At 69.6% G+C, this 20,614-nt stretch carries 17 protein-coding genes; 12 read left to right on the top strand and 5 right to left on the bottom strand.

What is annotated here, in order from left to right; all coding sequences use genetic code 11:
• Positions 1–3 precede the first annotated feature (3 nt).
• Both ACFVRO_RS10205 and ACFVRO_RS10210 read right to left on the bottom strand, forming a co-directional pair.
• On the bottom strand, positions 4–2,055 hold the full coding sequence (locus ACFVRO_RS10205; RefSeq protein WP_386951925.1) for a M3 family metallopeptidase: 2,052 nt from the start codon (positions 2,053–2,055) through the stop codon (positions 4–6).
• Positions 2,052–2,960, bottom strand: coding sequence for a LysR family transcriptional regulator (locus ACFVRO_RS10210; RefSeq protein ID WP_386951928.1), 909 nt, complete (start codon positions 2,958–2,960; stop codon positions 2,052–2,054). Before ACFVRO_RS10210 ends, ACFVRO_RS10205 begins: the two co-directional genes overlap by 4 nt.
• An 81-nt stretch (positions 2,961–3,041) precedes the next feature.
• Between ACFVRO_RS10210 and tdh the strand changes: the two genes are divergently transcribed.
• From tdh to ACFVRO_RS10230, 4 genes are all read left to right on the top strand, one after another.
• Positions 3,042–4,085, top strand: coding sequence for an L-threonine 3-dehydrogenase (gene tdh, locus ACFVRO_RS10215; protein WP_386951931.1), 1,044 nt, complete (start codon positions 3,042–3,044; stop codon positions 4,083–4,085).
• Between the two features lie 15 nt (positions 4,086–4,100).
• Positions 4,101–5,279 (top strand): glycine C-acetyltransferase, encoded by a 1,179-nt coding sequence (locus ACFVRO_RS10220; protein ID WP_386951934.1) that lies wholly within the window; start codon positions 4,101–4,103, stop codon positions 5,277–5,279.
• Between the two features lie 61 nt (positions 5,280–5,340).
• The gene (locus ACFVRO_RS10225; protein ID WP_386951937.1) at positions 5,341–5,937 is read left to right on the top strand and encodes an ArsR/SmtB family transcription factor; all 597 of its coding nucleotides are present in this window, start codon (positions 5,341–5,343) and stop codon (positions 5,935–5,937) included.
• Positions 5,934–6,152 carry a hypothetical protein gene (locus ACFVRO_RS10230; RefSeq protein ID WP_105674455.1) on the top strand — a complete coding sequence of 73 codons (219 nt, stop codon included), beginning with the start codon at positions 5,934–5,936 and terminating at the stop codon, positions 6,150–6,152. Before ACFVRO_RS10225 ends, ACFVRO_RS10230 begins: the two co-directional genes overlap by 4 nt.
• A gap of 120 nt (positions 6,153–6,272) precedes the next feature.
• Here the strand turns inward: ACFVRO_RS10230 and ACFVRO_RS10235 are convergent, their stop codons facing one another.
• Positions 6,273–6,488: a hypothetical protein gene (locus ACFVRO_RS10235; protein WP_386951938.1), complete on the bottom strand. Its 216-nt coding sequence runs from the start codon at positions 6,486–6,488 to the stop codon at positions 6,273–6,275.
• On the bottom strand, positions 6,488–9,082 hold the full coding sequence (gene valS, locus ACFVRO_RS10240) for a valine--tRNA ligase (RefSeq protein WP_386951941.1): 2,595 nt from the start codon (positions 9,080–9,082) through the stop codon (positions 6,488–6,490). The genes ACFVRO_RS10235 and valS overlap by 1 nt, the downstream gene beginning before the upstream one ends.
• Before the next feature lie 164 nt (positions 9,083–9,246).
• Here valS and ACFVRO_RS10245 point away from each other — a divergent pair, with 164 nt between their 5' ends.
• From ACFVRO_RS10245 to ACFVRO_RS10260, 4 genes are all read left to right on the top strand, one after another.
• Entirely contained in the window at positions 9,247–10,857 is a 1,611-nt protein-coding gene (locus ACFVRO_RS10245) for an ABC transporter substrate-binding protein (protein WP_386951943.1), read from the top strand.
• Between the two features lie 61 nt (positions 10,858–10,918).
• Positions 10,919–11,872 carry an ABC transporter permease gene (locus tag ACFVRO_RS10250; protein ID WP_386951946.1) on the top strand — a complete coding sequence of 318 codons (954 nt, stop codon included), beginning with the start codon at positions 10,919–10,921 and terminating at the stop codon, positions 11,870–11,872.
• Entirely contained in the window at positions 11,869–12,672 is an 804-nt protein-coding gene (locus ACFVRO_RS10255; protein WP_386951948.1) for an ABC transporter permease, read from the top strand. Before ACFVRO_RS10250 ends, ACFVRO_RS10255 begins: the two co-directional genes overlap by 4 nt.
• Positions 12,669–14,159, top strand: coding sequence for an ATP-binding cassette domain-containing protein (locus ACFVRO_RS10260; protein WP_386951951.1), 1,491 nt, complete (start codon positions 12,669–12,671; stop codon positions 14,157–14,159). Before ACFVRO_RS10255 ends, ACFVRO_RS10260 begins: the two co-directional genes overlap by 4 nt.
• On the opposite strand, the gene ACFVRO_RS10265 is transcribed toward ACFVRO_RS10260, so the two are convergent.
• On the bottom strand, positions 14,144–14,794 hold the full coding sequence (locus ACFVRO_RS10265) for a pentapeptide repeat-containing protein (protein WP_105674552.1): 651 nt from the start codon (positions 14,792–14,794) through the stop codon (positions 14,144–14,146). The two genes, ACFVRO_RS10260 and ACFVRO_RS10265, sit on opposite strands and share 16 nt — an antisense overlap.
• 298 nt (positions 14,795–15,092) lie before the next feature.
• Between ACFVRO_RS10265 and ileS the strand changes: the two genes are divergently transcribed.
• Genes ileS through ndk form a run of 4 tightly spaced genes read left to right on the top strand, consistent with a single transcriptional unit; the run spans position 15,093 to position 20,596 of the window.
• Positions 15,093–18,401 (top strand): isoleucine--tRNA ligase, encoded by a 3,309-nt coding sequence (gene ileS, locus ACFVRO_RS10270; protein WP_386951953.1) that lies wholly within the window; start codon positions 15,093–15,095, stop codon positions 18,399–18,401.
• Positions 18,398–19,750, top strand: coding sequence for a bifunctional folylpolyglutamate synthase/dihydrofolate synthase (locus ACFVRO_RS10275; RefSeq protein ID WP_386951955.1), 1,353 nt, complete (start codon positions 18,398–18,400; stop codon positions 19,748–19,750). Before ileS ends, ACFVRO_RS10275 begins: the two co-directional genes overlap by 4 nt.
• Complete coding sequence (locus ACFVRO_RS10280; protein ID WP_386951958.1) at positions 19,747–20,178, top strand: DUF4233 domain-containing protein; 432 nt, start codon at positions 19,747–19,749, stop codon at positions 20,176–20,178. The genes ACFVRO_RS10275 and ACFVRO_RS10280 overlap by 4 nt, the downstream gene beginning before the upstream one ends.
• A 1-nt stretch (position 20,179) precedes the next feature.
• Positions 20,180–20,596 carry a nucleoside-diphosphate kinase gene (gene ndk / locus ACFVRO_RS10285; RefSeq protein ID WP_102192635.1) on the top strand — a complete coding sequence of 139 codons (417 nt, stop codon included), beginning with the start codon at positions 20,180–20,182 and terminating at the stop codon, positions 20,594–20,596.
• Positions 20,597–20,614 lie beyond the last annotated feature (18 nt).

Consider the following 20,614-nt stretch of genomic DNA (forward strand, 5'->3'; position numbering starts at 1 on the left):
CGGTCAGTCTTCCAGCCCTCGCCGCTTCAGCAAAGGGGCGATCTCGGCATCGCGACCGCGGAAGTCACGGTACGCCTCCAGGGGATCCTTCGATCCGCCGACGCCGAGGAGTCGGTTGCGGAAGCGGTCGCCGTTCTCCCGTGTGAGACCACCGTTCTCGCGGAACCAGTCGACCGTGTCGGCGTCGAGCACCTCGCTCCAGATGTACGAGTAGTAGCCGGCGCTGTATCCGCCGGAGAACACGTGCGCGAAGTACGTCGACGAGTAGCGCGTGGGGACCACCGGGTCGTTCAGGCCGATGTCGGCGAGGGCCGCCGCCTCGAACGCGGCGACGTCGTCGACGTCGGCATCCGCACCCACCCGATGCCACGCCTGATCCAGCCAGGCGGCGGCGAGGTACTCGCTGGTGGCGTGTCCCTGGTCGAAGGTCTCCGTGGCGCGGAGCCGGTCGACGATCGCCGGGTCGAGCGGCTCGCCGGCCTTGTGGTGCCGTGCGTAGTTGTCGAGGACCTCCGGCCAGAGGATCCACATCTCGTTGACCTGGCTGGGGAACTCGACGAAGTCGCGGTACACGTTGGTCCCGGAGAAATGGGGGTAGGTCACGACCGCGAACAGCCCGTGCAGCGCATGCCCGAACTCGTGGAACAGCGTCGTCACCTCATCGAGCGTCAGCAGAGTCGGCTCGCCGTCTCCCGGCTCCGGCACGTTGAGATTGTTGACGACGACCGGGGCGGTGCCGCGTAGACGCGACTGGCTGACGATGGGGTTCATCCACGCTCCACCGCGCTTCGAATCGCGCGTGTAGAGGTCGAGGACGTACAGCCCGAGCGCGCTGCCGTCGGCGTTGAAGACCTCGAACACCCGCGCACCGGGGTGGTACGCCGCCAGATCGGGCCGCTCCTGGAACGTCACCCCGTACAGCCGCGTGGCGGCGAAGAACACCCCGTCCTGCAGGACCCGCTCCGCCTCGAACCACGGACGGAGCGCGCTGGTGTCGATGTCGTAGGTCGCGGCCCGCACCCGCTCGGTGTAGAACGCCCAGTCGTGCGCCTCGATCTCGAACGGCTCCGCCTCGGTCCCGTCGACGATGGCCTGCAGCGCCGCTCGCTCCGCGCGAGCATTGCGGGCCGACGGCGCCGCGAGCGCGCGCAGCATCCGTTCGACGGCGTCTGGGGTCTTCGCCGTCTCGTCTGCGGTGACGTACGCGGCGTGGGACTCGTACCCGAGGAGTGCGGCGCGTTCGGCACGGAGGCGAACGATCTCGCGCAGCACGGGACGGTTGTCGTCCGCGTTGTCGCGCGATGCCCGGCTGCGCGACGCGTCCATGATGCGGCGGCGGGCGTCGCGATCGCGCAGCTGTGCGAGGTACGGATGCCCGGTGAAGAGGGGGAGGGACACGAGGAGCTTCCCGTCGAGGCCGCGGCTCTGGGCAGCCCGTGCGGCGGCGGAGAGCTCTCCGGCGCTGAGCCCGTCGAGCTCGGATGCGGAGTCGAAGACCACCGCGAGGTCGTTCGTGTCGTTGAGCAGGTTCCGCTCGAACGTGTTGCTCAGGGTGGACAGCTGCTGATTGAGGAGCGTGAGATGCGCCTTGGCCTCGTCGTCGAGCGCCGCCCCGGCGTGCGTCATCTCGCGGAACCGCCGTTCGACCAGGTAGCCCTGCTCCGCGTCCAGGTCGAGGGAGTCCCGCTGCTCGTGCACGAGCCTGACGCGCCAGTACAGGGCGCCGTCGAGGGTGATAGCGTCGGTGTGCGCGGCCATCAGCGGAGCGAGCTGTTCGTCGACGGCCTGGATCTCGGGCGTCGCATCCGCTGAGCTCACCGTATAGAACGCGTGGGCGACCCTGTCGAGGAGCTCCCCGGAGCGCTCCAGCGCCTCGATCGTGTTCTCGAACGTCGGCATGGATCTGACCATCGTGATCCGCGCGACCTCGCCCAGCTGCTCGGCGAACGCCGCGCGGAACGCGGGCAGATAGTGCTCTGGCCTGATGCGGGCGTAGTCGGGAAGGCCGTAGGGGAGCGAAGACGGCTGCAGCAGCGGGTTGGACGCGTCGGTCATTCCTTGAGCCTAGCCATGACCCGTTCGAGCGCCTCCACGACGATCCGCACCGAACGCCGGCGCAGGTTCTCCGGACGTGCGAGCACGTCGATGAGCCGGTGCGTGCTCACTCCGAGGAGAGGGAGTCGCACGATGTCCCGGTCGTCGACGCTGCGCGACGTGTAGCGCGGCAGCATCCCCAGCACGTCGCCGGCGGCGACGACCGCGGAGACCGCGCCGTAGTCGTTGATGCGATGCCTGATCTCGAGTGCACGCCCCGCGACGGCGGAGACGGCCCGCAGCACATCATCGGGGGAGTAGCCGATGCGGCTGGTCACCCACGGCTGCTCCACGACGTCGTCTGGGGTCAGGGAGTCGCGGGCGGCGAGGGGGTGGGATGCCGCGACCGCGACGTCGAGGGGCTCGCTGACGAGCGTGAGGCTGCGGATGCCGGCTTTCGGCCAGGGCTCGGAGTGCTCCATGCGGTGAGCGAGCACGAGGTCGTAGCGTGCCGTGAGCGCGGGGAAGTCGCTCTGAGCGACATCCTCATCGGTGAGCTGCACCGTCGGGGCGGCGTCACTCTCGGACAGCTCGCGCACGAGGGATCCGAACAGCGCCTGCCCAGCGCTGTGGAATCCGCTGACGGTGACGACGCCTGTCGGCTCGCTCTCGAACTCGTCCAACGCGCTGCGCGCAGCGGCCATCGCGTCGATCGCCTCCGTGCCGGCCGCCGCGAGCACCTCTCCCGCCGGAGTGAGGGCGAGACGCCGGCCGTCTCTGCGAGTCAGCGGGGTGCGGACTCCCCGCTGAAGGGCGGAGAGGTGCTGGGACACGGCGGACGGTGTGACGTTCAGGGCCTCGGCCACGGCGGTGACGCTGCCGAGGGCCCCGAGTTCGCGCAGGATCTGCAGTTGGTGGAGTTCCATGTCGTCAGTTTAGCTTTTGCTACACAGATAGTGCAGGAATCGGCGATTGCTCTACAACGTCGTGTGCGGTGTGATCGAAGCATGAGGGCTTTGTTCAAGGCAGAACGCGCAGCAGGACTCGAGCTGGTGGAGCGCCCCGATCCGGTGGCCGCGGCGGACGAGGTCGTGATCCGCGTGCTCCGCACCGGCATCTGCGGAACCGACCTGCACATCCGCCGCTGGGACGACTGGGCCGCGTCCGCGATCGACGCGCCGCTGATCCCCGGCCACGAGTTCTACGGCGAGGTCGTGGAGGTCGGTCCGCTCGTGCGCGACATCGCCGTCGGCGACCGCGTCTCCGGCGAGGGGCACATCGTGTGCGGAACCTGCCGCAACTGCCGCGCCGGCCGTCGGCAGATGTGCATCCGCACGATCGGCCTCGGACTCCAGCGCGACGGCGCCTTCGCCGAGTACCTCTCCCTGCCGGCGACGAACGTCTGGGTGCACCACTCCGACGTGACGCCGGAGCTCGGGGCGATCTTCGATCCGCTCGGCAACGCGGTGCACACCGCCCTCACCTTCCCCCTCATCGGAGAGGACGTCCTCGTCACGGGATGCGGCCCGATCGGGCTGATGGCGATCGCCGTGGCACGCCATGCGGGCGCACGCTTCATCGTCGCCACGGACGTCAGCGCTCCTCGCCTCGCGATGGCGCGGCAGATGGGCGCCGACGAGGTGGTCGACGTGTCGAGGAGCGACATCCGCGACGCGCAGCGGGCGCTCGCGATGCGGGAGGGGTTCGACGTCGGCTTCGAGATGAGCGGCGCAGCCACCGCGCTGCCCGCGATGATCGACAACATGAACCACGGCGGCCGCATCGCGATGCTCGGTCTGCCGAGCGCCGGCTTCGACATCGACTGGGGCAAGCTCGTCACCCACATGCTCACGATCAAGGGCATCTACGGTCGAGAGATGTTCGAGACGTGGAACGCGATGGGTGCGATGCTGCAGAGCAGCGCGACCCTGCGCGAGTCGATCGGCCGCGTGATCGCGGAGGTGCTCCCTGCGCGCGACTGGGAGAAGGGCTTCGCCGCCGCGGAGTCGGCGGGAACGGGGAAGATCATCCTCGACTGGACGCAGCTGTAAGCGAAGGAGTTTGCGATGTACGGGACATTCCAGAACCATGTGACGGCAGAGCTCAGCGGGATCGAGGAGGCGGGGCTCACCAAGCACGAGCGCGGCATCCGCGGACCGCAGAGCGCCGAGATCGTCGCCGACGGTGCAGAGGTGCTGAACTTCTGCGCGAACAACTACCTGGGCCTCGCCGACGACGCCCGCATCCTCGACGCCGCCAAGGGTGCGCTGGACGAGTGGGGGTACGGACTGGCGAGCGTGCGCTTCATCTGCGGCACGCAGGAGCAGCACCTCGAACTCGAACGTCGTCTCGCCGGATTCCTCGGCACCGGCGACGCCATCCTCTACTCCTCCTGCTTCGATGCGAACGGGGGAGTGTTCGAGACGCTGTTCGGCGCCGAGGATGCGATCATCTCGGACGAGCTCAACCACGCATCGATCATCGACGGCATCCGTCTCTCGAAGGCCCGCCGCCTGCGCTATCGCAACCGCGACATGGCCGACCTCGAAGAGCAACTGAAGGCGGCCGCCGACGCGCGCTTCCGCGTCGTCGTCACGGACGGCGTCTTCTCGATGGACGGCTACATCGCTCCGCTGGCGGAGATCTGCGACCTCGCGGAGCGCTACGACGCCCTCGTCTTCGTCGACGACTCCCATGCCGTCGGCTTCGTGGGTGAGAACGGACGCGGCACCCCTGAGCTGTGCGGCGTCGCGGACAGAGTGGACATCTACACCGGCACGTTCGGCAAGGCGCTGGGCGGCGCGTCAGGGGGCTACGTCGCCTCGCACGCCGACATCGTCGCCCTGCTGCGTCAGCGCTCGCGCCCTTACCTCTTCTCGAACACCCTCGCGCCGGCGATCGTCGCGGGAACCCTCACGGCGCTCGACCTCGTCGAGGGGTCCGCCGATCTCCGTGCTCGGCTTCGGGAGAACGCCGCGCTGTTCCGTGAGCGGATGAGCGCAGAGGGTTTCGAGCTGCTGCCGGGGGAGCACCCCATCGTGCCGGTGATGTTCGGGGATGCCGCGCTGACCGCCCGCATCGCGAAGGAGATGCAGGCCAGGGGCGTCTACGTCACGGCGTTCAGCTTCCCGGTCGTCCCGCGGGGTCTTGCGCGGATCCGCGTGCAGCTCTCCGCTGCGCACACGCCGCAGCAGATCGAGCGCTGCGTGGCCGCATTCGTGGCGGCGCGGGCTGCCGTGAGCTGACCTCGGCGAACTTGCAAAGGAAGGCTTGCAAAGAAATATTTGCAAGAGTATCTTTGCATGCATGACGAACCCCCCGAAGTCCCGCAGCCTCGACCCCGGTGCGCTGAAGGCGCTCGCTCATCCGCTGCGCGTGCGGATCTTCGACCTGCTCAGCGAGAGGGGGCCGCAGACGGCGAGCTCCCTCGCGACTCTCGTCGGCGAGACGTCCGGTTCGATGAGCTATCACCTGCGGGCGCTGGCCGCGCACGACCTGATCCAGGAGGTCGAGGGGCGCGGCACGGCGCGCGAGCGCTGGTGGGAGAGGCCCAAGGGGCGCATCGATCTGCCGGGTCCCGACGACTCGATGACGCCGTCGAACCGCGCCTCCGCGCAGATCGTCACGGCGGAGTTCTTCCGCCTCCGTCACGAGGCGCTGATGGCCTACCTGAACCGCAACGAGTCCGCAATCCCGGAGGAGTGGCGCGACGTCGGGATCATCATGACGACGTACCTCGACCTGACGGCGGCGCAGATGGAGGAGGTCAAGGCCGAGCTCAGCGCCGTCGTCGATCAGGTCGTCGACCGCTACCGCGGCCAGTCCGGCCCCGACGTCCGGCGCGTGACCCTGCGCGCTGAGCTCTTCGACCTGCCCACGACCACCAGTACGGAGGAATCATGACCAGCGCCGCTCTCCACCTCACCGCGCCGACGCAGGCCGAGCGCCGCCTCCTGCATCTGGCGGAGCACCTCACGGCCTACGTCGAACGCCGCATCGCCGCCAGGGCCGAGCGCCGGGAGATCGCGCTCGACCTGCTCCGCGAGCAGCAGGCCCGGAGACAGGATCCCCGCGCCGTCGAGCACCTCCTCGCCCAGGTCGGTCTTCCTCGGAGGTGAGGGAGCCACGTCGCCGAGAGACACGAAACGCTTCACCCGATGTCAGACATCAGGTGAAGCGTTTCGTCTCCTCGCTTCGCTTCGCTTCTCGCTCGACGATCGGGCGGTGGTGAGCGGAGGTCAGTCCTCGAAAGGACGGGCTACGACGTCGCCGGAAGCCGTCTGCAACACTTCCCAGCCGGCGTCGAGCTCGGCGATCGCACGGCCCTCGAGCCACGTGAGCGTCCAGTGGCCGCTCACGCCGCGTGATTCGACCTCGGCGATGGCGGGGCGCAGCGCGGCGGGCACCGACGCCGGCGGCTCGGAACCCGTGGCCCACCGCGTGCCGAGCTGCATCACACGGCCTCGACGGGAGCGAGCTCGATCGCGGTGACCGCGAACTCGTCGCCAACGGCGAGTCCGAGCTCCGCGATGCGACCCACGGCCGACAGATCGGCGGCAGCGGCCTGAAGCGCCTCGTACTTCTCGGCCGGGGCGGTGATCATGGCGCTCGCGACGGGGGTCTTCTGCGACGCCTTCGCCTCGGTCTTCGCACGACGGATGCTGATCAGGGCCTCGCTGGCCACCGACAGCACCGCGGCGTCTCCCTCGATGCCCAGCGGCTCGGGCCAGGACGCCGTGTGCACGGAGCCCTCCTCGAACCAGGACCACACCTCTTCGGTCGCGAAGGAGAGGATCGGCGCGAGCAGTCGCAGCAGCGTCGACAGAGCAAGGCGCAGCGCGAGGGCCGCGGATGCCTGACCCACGTCGTTCTGGTTGTACGCGCGCTCCTTGACGAGCTCGAGGTAGTCGTCGCAGAAGGTCCAGAAGAAGGCCTCGGTGACTTCGAGGGCCTTGGCCTGGTCGTAGTTCTCGTAGGCCCTCGTCGCCTCGGCGATGACGCCGTCGAGCGCCGTCAGCATGGACGCGTCCAGCGCGTGCGTGACCTGCGCGCCCTCTGGCACGGGGAACGAGAGCACGAACTTGGCCGCGTTCAGCACCTTGATGGCGAGTCGGCGGCCGATCTTCACCTGCGTCGGGTTCTGCGGGTCGAAGGCGGCGTCCATGCCCAGTCGGCTCGACGCCGACCAGTAGCGCACGGCATCCGATCCGTGCGTGTCGAGGATGTCGGCGGGCGTCACCACGTTGCCCTTGGACTTCGACATCTTCTTGCGGTCGGGGTCGACGATGAAGCCGCTGATCGCGGCGTTGCGCCACGGCGAACGGCCGTCTTCGAGGGTCGAGCGCAGCATGGTCGAGAACAGCCAGGTGCGGATGATGTCCTGACCCTGCGGGCGCAGGTCGAACGGCGCGGTGAGCTCCCAGAGCTCCTCGTCGCGCTGCCAGCCGCCGGCGAGCTGCGGGGTGAGCGAGGACGTCGCCCAGGTGTCGAGGATGTCGGCCTCGGCGTCGAAACCACCGGGCACGCCGCGCTGCTCTGCGGTGTACCCCGCCGGCACGTCGGTGGTCGGGTCGATCGGAAGAGCGGAGTGATCGGGCGTGAGCACGCGGTCGTAGTCGCGGTCGCCGTTCTCGTCGAGGCCGTACCACAGCGGGATCGGCACGCCGAAGAAGCGCTGGCGGGACACGAGCCAGTCGCCCGTGAGACCGCCGACCCAGTTCTCGTAGCGCACGCGCATGAAGTCCGGGTGCCAGGCGAGCTCGGCGCCGTGGCCGATGAGGGCATCGCGCAGCTCGGCGTCGCGGGCGCCGTTGCGGATGTACCACTGCCGGGTCGACACGATCTCGAGGGGGCGGTCGCCCTTCTCGAAGAACTTCACCGCGTGGTTGAAGGGCTTGCCGACCGCGGTCATCGCGCCGGTCTCCTGCAGCTTCTCCACGATGGCCTTGCGCGCGGAGAACACGGTCTTGCCCGCGAGCTCCTCGGCGTACCACTGCTGCGCCGCCGCATCCGCCACCGAGGAGGGGGCGTCGGGGAGGAATCGGCCGTCGAGGCCGATGGTCGTCATGTTCGGCAGGTGATCGCCCGACACGGTGCGCAGCTCGCGCCACCACACGATGTCCGTCACGTCGCCGAAGGTGCAGACCATGGCCGCGCCGGTGCCCTTGTCGGCGAGCGCGAGGTGGTGGCCGTGGATCTCGATCTCGGCGCCGAAGAACGGCGTGGTCACCTTCGTGCCGATCAGGTGCTTGTGCGGTCCCTCCGGGTGCGTCACGATCGCGATGCACGCGGGGAGGAGCTCGGGACGGGTGGTCTCGATGGTGATCGAGCCGGAGCCGTCGGAGAACGGGAAGTCGATGGTGTGGTACGCGGCCTGCTGGTCGCGGTCCTCGAGCTCGGCCTGCGCGATCGCCGAGCGGAAGTCGATGTCCCACAGCGTCGGCGCGAGAGCCTGGTAGGCCTCGCCGCGCTCGATGTTGCGCAGGAAGGCGAGCTGGCTCTGCCGGATCGTGTCGTCGGAGATCGTCCGGTAGGTCTGGGTCCAGTCGACGCTGAGGCCGAGCTGGCGGAACAGCGCCTCGAAGTGCTTCTCGTCCTCGACCGTCAGCCGCTCGCACAGCTCGATGAAGTTGCGGCGGCTGATCGGCAGCTGGTCGGCAGCGCGCGAGGACTTGTTGTCTCCGCCCTCGAACGGCGGGGTGAAGTCGGGGGTGTAGGGGAGTGAGGGGTCGCAGCGCACCCCGTAGTAGTTCTGCACCCGACGCTCGGTGGGGAGGCCGTTGTCGTCCCAGCCCATGGGGTAGAAGACGGTCTTGCCGCGCATGCGCTCGAACCGCGCCTTGATGTCGGTGTGCGTGTAGGAGAACACGTGCCCGATGTGCAGGGAGCCGGATGCCGTCGGCGGCGGAGTGTCGATCGAGTAGACGCCGTCACGGCCGGTCTGCGCGGCTCGGATGCGGTCGAACAGGTAGGTGCCCTGCTCCGCCCATGCGTCGTTCCACTTCGCTTCGAGACCTTCGAGTGCGGGCTTGTCGGGAATAGCGGACATGGGAGGTCTCCTCGAGCGATGTATGCGGCACTGTGTGAGCGTGCCTGAGTGTGGATTGTGCCTCCAGTGTACCGACCGCATAACAAGGGGGTCGTACATCGACCCCGTCCAAGAATCCACCGTAGAATCGAAGCATCCCGATCCGTTCTTCCTGAGGAATCGCCATGCCCGCACGCTCCCTGCGTCGCCTCCTGCCCGCCGTGGCACTCGCGGCCGCCTCCGCCCTGGTTCTCAGCGCCTGCACCTCCGCCGGCAGCGGCGACGCCTCCGACGAGATCGTCTGGTCCATCGAGGGAGCCAACCTCTCGGCGGGGCACATGGACCCGCAGGTGAGCCAGCTCGACGTCTCCGGCATGGTGCAGCGCGCCGTGCTCGACTCGTTGGTGTTCCAGGAGGACGACGGCAGCTTCACCCCGTGGCTCGCGACGAAGTGGGAGGTCTCGCCCGACAGCACGGAGTACACCTTCACGCTGCGAGACGACGTCACCTTCACAGACGGAGAGAAGTTCGACGCCGCGGCCGTCAAGGCCAACTTCGACCGCATCGTCGACCCGGCGACGAAGTCCGCGCAGGCCGCGAGCATGCTCGGCGCCGACTACTACAAGGGCACCGAGGTCGTCGACGACCACACCGTGAAGGTGTCCTTCACCCAGCCCTACGCTCCCTTCCTCCAGGCGGCGAGCACTCCTCAGCTCGGGTTCTACTCGCCGAAGGTGCTGAAGGAGTCCGCCGACAAGCTCAAGGCGGGCGGTCCGGGGATCACCGTCGGGACCGGGCCCTTCGAGCTCACCGAGTACACGCCCGATCAGGAGATCGTCTACACCCGCAACGACGACTACGCCTGGGGACCGCACGACGCCACGGCGCCGAAGGTCGAGACCCTGCGCGTCGAGATCCAGCCCGAGGCGTCGGTCCGCGCCGGAGTCGTGAAGAGCGGCGAGTCCGACATCGCCAGCAACATGCCGCCGAACCTGGTGAAGGGGCTGGGCGATGGCGTCACCGTGGACTCGGTCGAATACCCTGGCCTGCCGTACTCGCTGTACCTGAACGAGAAGTACGGCGTGTTCGCCGACGAGAAGGTGCGCCAGGCGTTCTCGCGGGGCATCGACATCGACTCCGCCGTCGAGGAGATCTTCTTCGGCCAGTTCCCGCGGGCGTGGAGCATCCTCGGCTCCACGACGCCCGGGTACGACGCATCGCTCGAGGGCACCTGGCCCTACGACGAGGACGCGGCGAACGCCCTCCTCGACGAGGCCGGCTGGACGGAGCGCGACGCCGACGGCATCCGCATGAAGGATGGCACGCGCCTCTCCGTTCGCTGGATCGCCTGGACTCCGATCCCCGATGACCGAGCGGCGCTCGCGAACGCCATCCAGTCCGACCTCAAGAAGATCGGCTTCGAGGTCGTCCGGGAGACGCTCGAACCGGGCAAGTACAACGAGCAGTACGGTCCGAAGACCTTCGACCTCACGGACTGGGACTTCTCCGGAGTCGACCCGGACTTCCTGCGCAACCACCTGCACACGGACGGCTTCCAGAACGCCTCGCAGGTCTCCGACCCCGCTCTCGACGCGCTCCTCGAAGAGGCGGTCGCGACGAGCGACCAGAAGAAGCGCGACGAGCTCTACACCCAGGTGCAGCAGTGGAACGCCCAGCATGTCGCCATCGTCCCGCTCTACAGCCCCTCGGCGATCACCGCGGTGGGCGAGCGGGTCAAGGGCCTCGACTACGACCTGTACGGGCGGCCGCTGTTCTACGATGTGAGCGTCGGCTGACGCCCCTCGGCCGCCGAGGGAACGAGACGAGCGCCGTCCCGAGCGAACGGAGCGAGTCGAGGTGACGAGACGGGTGAAGGCCGTGCTGCTCCGCATCGCCGGGATCGTCGCATCGGCCGCCGCCGTGCTCTGGGGCGCCGCCACGCTGGCCTTCCTCGCCTTCCGGGTGATCCCCGGAGATCCGGTCTCGGTCATGCTCGGCCCGCAGGCCCAGGTGAGCGAGGCCGTCAAGGACTCGATCCGCGCCGAACTCGGGCTGGATCGACCGCCGCTGGAGCAGTATGCGAGCTTCATCGGGAGGCTGGCCCGCGGTGATCTGGGCGAGTCGTATCAGCTGCGTCTGCCGGTGACCGAGGTCATCGGCAGACAGCTCGGTGCGACGGTGCAGTTGGCGGCACTCGCGCTGCTGATCGCGATCGTGCTCGCGCTCGCCGTGTCGTTCCTCGTACGCGGGCGGGCCGCGCGCGCCGTCGCGGCCGGAATCGAGCTCGTCGTGCTGTCGTCGCCGGTGTTCTGGATCGGCCTCGTGCTGCTGAGCGTGTTCGCGTTCGGACTGGGGTGGTTCCCGGTCTCCGGCACCCGCAATCCCGCCACGATCGTGCTGCCCGCCATCACCCTCGCCCTGCCCGTGGCCGCCCTGCTCAGCCAGGTGCTGCGCGACGGGCTCGTACAGGCGGAGCGGATGCCGTTCGCCGAGACGGTGCGCGCGCGGGGAGCGAGTCCGCTCCGGTTCACCGCACGGCACGGGCTGCGTCACGGCGCCGCCGGCGCGATCACCCTGGCCGCCTACCTCACCGGCTCCGTGCTGGGCGGGGCGGTGCTCGTGGAGACGGTGTTCGCCCGTCCGGGCCTCGGTCGCGTCACCCTCGCGGCGATCAGCGATCGCGATCTTCCCGTCATCACGGGGATCATCCTGCTCAGCGCCGTGGTGTTCGTGATCGTGAACGTGGTGGTCGAGCTGGTCCATCCGCTCATCGACCCGCGTCTGCGCTCCCGATCGGCGGGTGTCCGATGAGGCGCGTTCTGCTGTGGACGGCTGTCGTCATCCTGGCCGTCATCGCGTTCGCGGCGCTGCTGCCCGACGTCCTCGCGACGCACGATCCGCTCCAGACCGACGTGCGCTCCGCGCTGCTGCCCCCGAGCGCCGAGCATCTCTTCGGCACCGACCAGAGCGGGCGGGACGTGTACTCGCGGGTCGTGCACGGAGCCGGGCGGTCCGTGGGCATCGGGCTGCTCGCCACCGGCATCGCCCTGGTCGTCGGCCTCGCGATCGGCTCTCTCGCCGGCGTATCGCCCCGCGGTCTCGATGTCGCGCTCATGCGGGTGAACGACGTGCTGATGGCCTTCCCGGAGTTCCTCGTCGCGCTCGTCGTGATCGCCGTGCTCGGGCCGGGACCCGCGAACATCGCGATCGCGGTGACGCTCGCCGCTGTTCCCGTCTACGTCCGACTGGCACGGGTGCAGACCCGTACGCTGCGCCTCGCCGAGCACGTCGAGGCGGCGCGGATCCTCGGCGTCCCTCGCTTCTCGGCGTTCCTGCGGCACGTGGCGCCGGGGGTGCTCGGTTCGCTGAGCGTCCTCGCCACGATCGGCATCGGATCCAGCATCCTCGCCGCCGCAGGGCTCAGCTTCCTCGGGCTCGGCCCTGCCGAGCCGACCCCGGAGTGGGGTCTCATGCTCTCGGGAGGACGCAACGTGCTCGGACAGGCCTGGTGGATCTCGGTGTTCCCCGGGGCGGCCATCACCCTGACCGTCGTCGCTGCGACCGTCGTCGGCCGCATGCTCCGAGCGCGCGCCGACGGGGTGAGGTCATGACGGCCGCGCTGGAGGTGGAGGGGCTGCGCATCGGCTTCGACGGGCCGGCGGTCGTCGACGGCGTGTCGTTCTCGGTGGCGCCGGGGGAGTGCGTCGCGATCGTCGGGGAGTCCGGTGCGGGCAAATCCCTCACGGCGCGGGCGCTGCTCGGGCTGAGCGCGGGGCGCGTGCACGTCGATCGCCTGCTGATCGACGGCGAGGATGCCGCGGGCCTCGGCGAGCGCGCATGGCGACGGCTCAGGGGCGCGCGCATCGCGCTGGTGTCCCAGGATGCGCTGGTGTCGCTCGACCCGCTGCAGAGGATCGGCAGCGAGGTCGCCGAGCCGCTGCGCGTCCACGGGCTCGACGCGGGACCCGAGCGCGTGCAGGAGCAGCTGCGCCGAGTGTGGATGCCCGATCCGGAGCGCCGCGCGCGCCAGTACCCGCATGAGCTCTCCGGGGGGCTCCGCCAGAGGGCGCTGATCGCCTCCGCCCTCGCGGCGGGGCCTGCCGTGCTCGTTGCAGACGAGCCCACCACGGCGCTGGACGCCACCGTCCAGGCGCGCATCCTCGCACTGCTGAGGGAGATCGCCGACGCCGGCACCGCGGTGCTGTTCATCAGCCACGACTTCGCGGCGGTCCGCAGACTGGCGGACCGGGTGCTGGTCATGCGCGGGGGCATCGTCGTCGAGGAGGGGAATACGGCGGACGTGCTGGAGAACCCTCGGCACGACTACACGCGCGAGCTGATCGCCGCGACCCGTCACACGCCGAGAGAGACGGAAGAGGGAGACCCGACCCCTGTGCTCGTGGGCAGCGGGGTCGCGAAGAGCTTCGGAGGCGTGTCGGCGGTGGGCGATGCGGACTTCGCCGTGCCGGAGGGGCGCACACTCGGCGTGGTGGGGGAGTCGGGATCGGGCAAGACGACGCTCGCTCGCATGATCGTCGGCGTGGAGACTCCGGATGCCGGGGAGCTGCGCTGGCAGGGGACCCATCGGGTGCAGCTCGTGCATCAGAATCCGCTCGGCGCCTTCGACCCCCGCTGGACGATCGGACGATCGCTGCGGGAGGCGCTCGCCGCTGGCGGGGTGTCCCGTGCGCAGCGCGCGGCGAAGACGGCGGCACTGATGGCGGAGGTCGACCTCGATCCGGGGCTCGCAGACCGGCGTCCCATCGCGCTGTCCGGCGGTCAGCGGCAGCGGGCGGCGATCGCCCGCGCGCTCGCCGCCGAGCCGGACGTGCTGGTGCTCGACGAGCCGGTCTCCGCCCTCGACCCCTCGGTCCGGGAGCGCGTGCTGCAGCTGCTGGTGCGGCTGCAGCGGACGCGCGGGCTGACCATGATCTTCGTCTCGCACGATCTCGACGTCGTCGGGGCGGTCTGCGACACGGTGCTGGTGATGCAGGACGGACGGATCGTGGAGCAGGGTCGCGTGTCTGAGGTCTTCGCGGCCCCGCGGCACCCGTTCACGAGGGAGCTGCTGGCGGCGAGCGGTCAGTCCTTGACCTGAATGCCGATGCTCGCGGCGAGGACGGGTGCGAGCTGCTGCACCTGGAAGCCGGAGAGCGTCGTGCCGCGCAGGCTGTTCGCGTCGAGGTAGCTCAGCGCGTCGAGGCCGCGGAGATCGACGTCGACGGCCCGCATCCCCCGTGGGTCGACCTCGTCGCTGGACGTACCGCGGAAGCGCACCCTCGTGAGCTCGGACTGGGGGAGATCGACCGTGCGGATGCTGCAGTCGACGACATCGACGTCGACCGCCTTCGCGCCACCGAGGTTCAGGTAGTCCACGCGGAGGTCGCGGAGCTCGAGCTCGTCGATCCTGGCGTCGCTGAGATCGAGGGTGCCGATTCGTCCGCCGGCTATCCGCAGGCGACGGACGCTCGCACCCCGCATGCGGAGGGAGGCGATGCGGACTCCGGTCATCTCGACGTCGAGGAGCGTGGCTCCGGTGAGATCGACGGCATCCGCGTCGGCGACGACGACGCACTGCTCGAGCGACGCGTACGCGAGATCTGCCGGTCCGTCGAGGTCGAGACGCGCTGCCACGAGGTCGGCGCTGCGCGCGGGGGCGGCGTCGACGTATTCACGAGGAAGGTCGGGGGGAGAGACGCGAGGAGCGGCGGGGGAATCGGACGAACGTGCCATGGTTCGAGGGTAGGGGGTGCCGCCGACGCTCAGTGAGCGGTGGAGCACGACGGTCCTCGACTGCTGCTGTGCCGCGTACAATGGGGGCACGAGCATCGATCCGGCCATCACCGGGGAGCTCTCGGAAGAACGCATCGACAGGCTGAGCCCGTCGGGGCAAGTAGAACCGAGCGGGGCAGGCCCGTCACAGCCGCAGTGAGAGTGGCCCCGCCGTGAGGCGCGGTAAGCGAGGTGGTACCGCGGTCCGTGAGGATCGTCCTTGCAGCAGCATCCGCCACGACGATCACTGCGAGACGACATGACCTACCCGCGTTCCTCCTTCGGCCCCGCCGCCGATCAGGCTGCCTCCGTCGCACCGAGCCCCCGCTTCCCCGCCATCGAGCGCGAAGTGCTCGACTTCTGGGAGTCCGACCAGACGTTCCGCGCCTCGATCGAGCAGCGCGAGGGCGCCGACGAATGGGTCTTCTACGACGGCCCTCCGTTCGCGAACGGCCTGCCGCACTACGGACACCTGCTCACCGGGTACGCGAAGGACGTGTTCCCGCGCTTCCAGACGATGCTCGGCAAGAAGGTCGACCGCGTCTTCGGCTGGGACACGCACGGTCTGCCGGCAGAGCTCGAGGCGATGAAGCAGCTCGGCATCACCGAGAAGAGCGAGATCGAGGACATGGGGATCGACGTCTTCAACGCGAAGGCGAAGGACTCGGTGCTCACGTACACGCGCGAGTGGCAGGACTACGTCACGCGTCAGGCGCGCTGGGTCGACTTCGACCGCGGCTACAAGACGCTCGACCTCGGCTACATGGAGAGCGTGCTCTGGGCGTTCAAGACCCTGTACGACAAGGGTCTCGCCTACGAGGGCTACCGCGTGCTGCCGTACTGCTGGCGCGACGAGACGCCCCTCAGCGCCCACGAGCTGCGCATGGACGACGACGTCTACAAGGACCGTCAGGACCCGTCCGTCACGGTGTCGTTCCCGCTGATCGGCGCCGAGGCTGAGCAGCTCGGCCTCGCCGGGGTGCGGGTGCTGGCCTGGACGACCACCCCGTGGACGCTCCCGACCAACCTCGCGCTCGCCGTGGGGCCCGACATCGAGTACGTCGTCGTGCCCGCGGGGCCGAACGGCGCCTCCGAGGGCGTCGACGGTGCGCGCTACCTGCTCGCCCGCGACCTGCTCGGCGGCTACGCGAAGGACCTCGGCTACGAGGATGCCGCGGCCGCTCTGGACGCCGCGAGCGGAACCGTCAAGGGTGCGCTGCTCGGCGGTCTCCGCTACGAGCCCCTGTTCTCGTACTACGCCGACACCGAGACCTACGGCACGCAGAACGCGTGGCAGATCCTCGTCGACGACTACGTCACGACCACCGACGGCACGGGCGTCGTGCACCAGGCGCCCGCGTACGGTGAGGACGACCAGCGGGTGGCCGAGGCCGCCGGCATCCCGACCATCCTGTCGCTCGACGACGGAGGGCGCTTCCTCCCGAACGTCACCGACGTCGCCGGCGAGCTGTGGATGGACGCGAACACGCCGCTGATCCGTCTGCTCCGCGCGGAGCAGCGCCTGGTCCGCGAGCAGAGCTACGTGCACTCCTACCCGCACTGCTGGCGCTGCCGGAACCCCCTGATCTACAAGGCCGTGTCGAGCTGGTTCATCCGTGTCACCGACATCAAGGACGATCTGCTCGCGAACAACGAGCAGATCACGTGGGTGCCCGAGAACGTCAAGCACGGCCAGTTCGGCAAGTGGCTCGAGGGCGCGCGCGACTGGTCGATCAGCCGCAACCGCTACTGGGGTTCGCCGATCCCGATCTGGAAGAGCGACGACCCCGAATACCCGCGCGTCGACGCGTACGGGTCGCTGGAGGAGCTGGAGCGCGACTTCGGTGCGCTGCCGCGCAACCCCGAGGGCGAGATCGACCTGCACCGCCCGTGCATCGACGACCTGACCCGACCGAATCCCGACGACCCGACCGGGCGCAGCACCATGCGGCGCATCGAGGACGTCTTCGACGTGTGGTTCGACTCGGGCTCGATGCCGTACGCGCAGGTGCACTACCCGTTCGAGAACCAGGAATGGTTCGACACGCACGCGCCCGCGGACTTCATCGTCGAGTACATCGGACAGACCCGCGGATGGTTCTACGTCATGCACGTGCTGTCGACGGCGTTGTTCGACCGGCCCGCGTTCACCGGGGTGAGCTGCCACGGCATCGTCCTCGGCAGCGACGGCTACAAGATGTCGAAGTCGCTGCGCAACTACCCCGACGTCAGCGAGGTGCTCGACCGCGACGGCTCCGACGCCATGCGGTGGTTCCTCATGTCCAGCGCCGTGCTCCGCGGCGGCAACCTGGCCGTCACAGAGGAGGGCATCCGTGCCGGCGTGCGCGAGTTCCTGCTGCCGCTGTGGAACTCGTGGTACTTCTTCGCGACGTACGCCAACGCGGCGACCGAGGGCGGTTACCAGGCGTCGTGGCGCACCGACTCCACCGACGTGCTCGACCGCTACATCCTCGCCCGCCTCGGCGACCTCGTGCGCGAGGTGCGCGTCGACCTCGAGGGGCTCGACTCGACCACGGCCTCGGCGCGCCTGCGCGACTTCGCCGAGGTCCTCACGAACTGGTACATCCGCCGTTCGCGCGACCGGTTCTGGGAGGGTGCGTCGACCGAGGCGTTCGACACCCTCTACACGGTGCTCGAGACGCTGTGCCGCGTGGCGGCGCCCCTCGTGCCGCTGGTGAGCGAGCGCGTGTGGCAGGGACTCACCGGCGGGCGCAGCGTGCACCTGCAGGACTGGCCCGACGCCTCCGCGTTCCCCGCGGCCGACGAGATCCGCGATGCGATGGACGCCGTGCGTGAGCTGTCCAGCGTCGGCAACGCGCTGCGCAAGAAGGAGAAGCTGCGCGTGCGGCTGCCGCTCGCGCGGCTCACGGTCGTCTCGCCGCTCGCCGCGACGCTCGGCCAGTTCGAGGACATCCTCCGCGAGGAGCTGAACGTCAAGTCCGTCGAACTGGTGCCGCAGACCGAGACCACCGCATCCGAGTACGGTATCGACCACCGCCTCAGCGTCAACGCGCGCGCCGCCGGTCCTCGCCTGGGCAAGGACGTGCAGAAGGCGATCCAGGCCGCCCGCAGCGGCGACTGGTCGGAGACCGACAGGGTGGTGACCGCGGGCGGCATCGCCCTGGAGCCCGCCGAGTACGAGCTCGTGCTGGAGACGACGGGGCGCCCCGAGGGCGAGGCGCTCGCGATCGTGCCGACCGGCGGCTTCGTGCTGCTCGACACCCGGACCACCCCCGAGCTCGAAGCCGAGGGCCTGGCGCGCGACGTCATCCGCGCCGTGCAGGAGACCCGCAAGAACGCGGGCTTCGACGTCAGCGACCGGATCCGTCTCGACCTCCGATTCGACAGCGATGCGGACGCGGATGCCGTGGCCGGCGCATTCGAGATCGCCGATGTCGCGGGGGAGACCCTCGCGCTCCAGCACGGCGTCCACCGCGGCGGCGCCGAACTGCCCGCCGCGGAGTTCGAGGCCGTCATCTCGACGGGCACCTACGCCAACACGGGCGACTTCACGGTCGCCGTCAGCCGGATCGGAGGCGCAGCATGAGCGCACGCGAGCGGGCGGATGCCGTCTACGAGGCACTGCTGAGCCGTGCGGGGGAGCGCTGGGTGCAGCCGCGCAAGGAGCGCGTCGCCCGCATCCTCGCCTTCCTCGACGACCCGCAGAAGACGTATCGGGTCGTGCACATCACGGGCACGAACGGCAAGACGTCGACCGCGCGGATGATCGAGAGCCTGCTGCGGGCTCACGACCTGCGCACCGGACTGTTCACGAGTCCGCACCTGGAACGATTCACCGAGCGCATCATGATCGACGGGGAGCCGATCTCCGACGAGGCCGTCGCCGACGCCTGGGACGAGATCGAGCCCTTCGTCGGGATCGTCGACGCCGAGCTGGAGGCCGCGGGCGATGCGCCGCTGACGTTCTTCGAGCTGCTCACCGTGCTCGCCTTCGTGGCCGTGGCGGATGCTCCGGTCGACGTGCTCGTGCTCGAGGTCGGCATGGGGGGCGAGTGGGACTCGACGAACACCGCCGACGGCGACGTCGCGGTCTTCGCGCCGATCGACATCGACCACGCCGACCGCCTGGGAGACACGATCGCCGCGATCGCCCAGGTGAAGGCGGGGATCATCAAGGAGGGTGCAGCGGTGGTCTCCGCGCAGCAGCCCGCCGAGGCTGCCGAGGTCCTCCGCCGGGTCGCCGCCGAGAAGAACGCGGACATCGCGTTCGAGGGCGAGGAGTTCGGACTCACCGAGCAGAAGCTCGCCGTCGGCGGGCAGCTGCTGACGATCCGCGGGCTCGCGGGGGAATACGTCGAGGAGTACCTGCCCCTCTACGGGGCTCACCAGGGCCACAACGCCGCCCTGGCCGTCGCTGCCGTGGAGTCGCTCATCGGGGGCGGTGCCAAGCCGATCGCGCCGGACGTGGTCACCGACGGTCTGCAGTCCGCGACCTCTCCCGGCCGCCTGCAGCTGCTCGGCATCGCTCCGACCGTGATCGTCGACGCCGCGCACAACCCGCACGGCGCCGCCGCCCTCGCGCAGGCGCTGGACGACAGCTTCGACTTCGACGAGTGGGGTGTCGTGCTCGGCGTCCTCGCCGACAAGGACGCCGCAGGGATCGTGGCGAAGCTCGCCCCGGTCGCCGCGCACGTCTTCGCGACCGCTCCCGAGTCCGACCGCGCCAGCGACGCCGACGCGATCGCGGACCTCGTCGAGCAGACGGGGCACCGCGCCACCGTGCATCCGACCCTCGCCGAGGCCGCCGACGCGGCTCGCGAGTGGGCCGCCTCGTCGGATCGGCGCGCCGTCGTGATCGCGGGCTCCGTGGTGCTCGCGGGTGAGGCGATCGCCCTCGCCGAGGAGGAGGACTGGAAGTCGGGGTGGCGCGCGTGAGCGCAGCATCCGCTCCCGCGCGCTCTCCTCGACCGCCGCGCACCCTCGTGCAGAAGCTCGCGCCGGTGGTGCTCGGCTTCGAGTCGATCGTCGTCTTCCTCGCCGGACTCACGGTGTTCGGGTTGAAGGCGCTCCCCGACGGCGTCGAGCCGTGGTGGGGGATCGTCGGCGGCGGCATCGTCGCTCTCGCCTGCATCGCCGTGGCCGGCATGATCACCCGTCCGTGGGCGATCACCGCGGGCTGGGTGATCCAGGCGGTCATCGCGCTCTCCGCGGTCCTCGTGCCCGCCATCCTGCTCGTCGTCGTGATTTTCGGCGGCATGTGGGCGTATGCGACGATCGTGGGGGCGCGCGTGGATGCACGACGTCCCGCCGACCCGCAGAACTCGACTCAGACCACGCAGACCTCAGACACAGAGAGTGAATGACATGGCCACCGAAGAAACCCTCGTCCTCGTCAAGCCGGACGGCGTCGCCCGCGGCCTCACCGGAGCGATCCTGGCGCGCATCGAGGCGAAGGGCTATGCCCTCGTCGACATCCGTCTCGTCGACCCCGACCGCGACCTCCTCGCCGCGCACTACGCGGAGCACGAGGGCAAGCCGTTCTACGAGCCGCTGCTCGAGTTCATGCTCTCCGGCCCGTCGGTGGCGATCCGTCTCGCGGGCAACCGCGTGATCGAGGGCTTCCGTTCCCTCGCGGGCACCACCGACCCGACCACGGCGGCTCCCGGGACGATCCGCGGCGACTTCGGCCGCGACTGGGGCCTCAAGGTGCAGCAGAACCTCGTGCACGGTTCGGACAGCCCCGAGTCCGCCGCCCGCGAGCTCGGCATCTGGTTCGACTGAGCCCGTCCTCCGCGACGA

Origin of the sequence: Microbacterium sp. NPDC057944 (assembly GCF_042887445.1) — a bacterium.
In the GTDB taxonomy this organism is placed as follows: Bacteria; Actinomycetota; Actinomycetes; order Actinomycetales; family Microbacteriaceae; genus Microbacterium; species Microbacterium natoriense.

What these genes read in the sequence shown, in the direction of transcription:
- ACFVRO_RS10235 (WP_386951938.1), bottom strand. Translation starts at nt 6,488, where the DNA reads ATGCAGCTCGGCACGCGGTGGGCCACGGGTTCCGAGCCGCCGGCGTCG.
- ACFVRO_RS10275 (WP_386951955.1), top strand. Translation starts at nt 18,398, where the DNA reads ATGAGCGCACGCGAGCGGGCGGATGCCGTCTACGAGGCACTGCTGAGC.
- ACFVRO_RS10205 (WP_386951925.1), bottom strand. Translation starts at nt 2,055, where the DNA reads ATGACCGACGCGTCCAACCCGCTGCTGCAGCCGTCTTCGCTCCCCTAC.
- ACFVRO_RS10265 (WP_105674552.1), bottom strand. Translation starts at nt 14,794, where the DNA reads ATGGCACGTTCGTCCGATTCCCCCGCCGCTCCTCGCGTCTCTCCCCCC.
- ACFVRO_RS10230 (WP_105674455.1), top strand. Translation starts at nt 5,934, where the DNA reads ATGACCAGCGCCGCTCTCCACCTCACCGCGCCGACGCAGGCCGAGCGC.
- ACFVRO_RS10245 (WP_386951943.1), top strand. Translation starts at nt 9,247, where the DNA reads ATGCCCGCACGCTCCCTGCGTCGCCTCCTGCCCGCCGTGGCACTCGCG.
- ileS (WP_386951953.1), top strand. Translation starts at nt 15,093, where the DNA reads ATGACCTACCCGCGTTCCTCCTTCGGCCCCGCCGCCGATCAGGCTGCC.
- ACFVRO_RS10255 (WP_386951948.1), top strand. Translation starts at nt 11,869, where the DNA reads ATGAGGCGCGTTCTGCTGTGGACGGCTGTCGTCATCCTGGCCGTCATC.
- ndk (WP_102192635.1), top strand. Translation starts at nt 20,180, where the DNA reads ATGGCCACCGAAGAAACCCTCGTCCTCGTCAAGCCGGACGGCGTCGCC.
- ACFVRO_RS10210 (WP_386951928.1), bottom strand. Translation starts at nt 2,960, where the DNA reads ATGGAACTCCACCAACTGCAGATCCTGCGCGAACTCGGGGCCCTCGGC.
- tdh (WP_386951931.1), top strand. Translation starts at nt 3,042, where the DNA reads ATGAGGGCTTTGTTCAAGGCAGAACGCGCAGCAGGACTCGAGCTGGTG.
- ACFVRO_RS10260 (WP_386951951.1), top strand. Translation starts at nt 12,669, where the DNA reads ATGACGGCCGCGCTGGAGGTGGAGGGGCTGCGCATCGGCTTCGACGGG.
- ACFVRO_RS10225 (WP_386951937.1), top strand. Translation starts at nt 5,341, where the DNA reads ATGACGAACCCCCCGAAGTCCCGCAGCCTCGACCCCGGTGCGCTGAAG.
- valS (WP_386951941.1), bottom strand. Translation starts at nt 9,082, where the DNA reads ATGTCCGCTATTCCCGACAAGCCCGCACTCGAAGGTCTCGAAGCGAAG.
- ACFVRO_RS10220 (WP_386951934.1), top strand. Translation starts at nt 4,101, where the DNA reads ATGTACGGGACATTCCAGAACCATGTGACGGCAGAGCTCAGCGGGATC.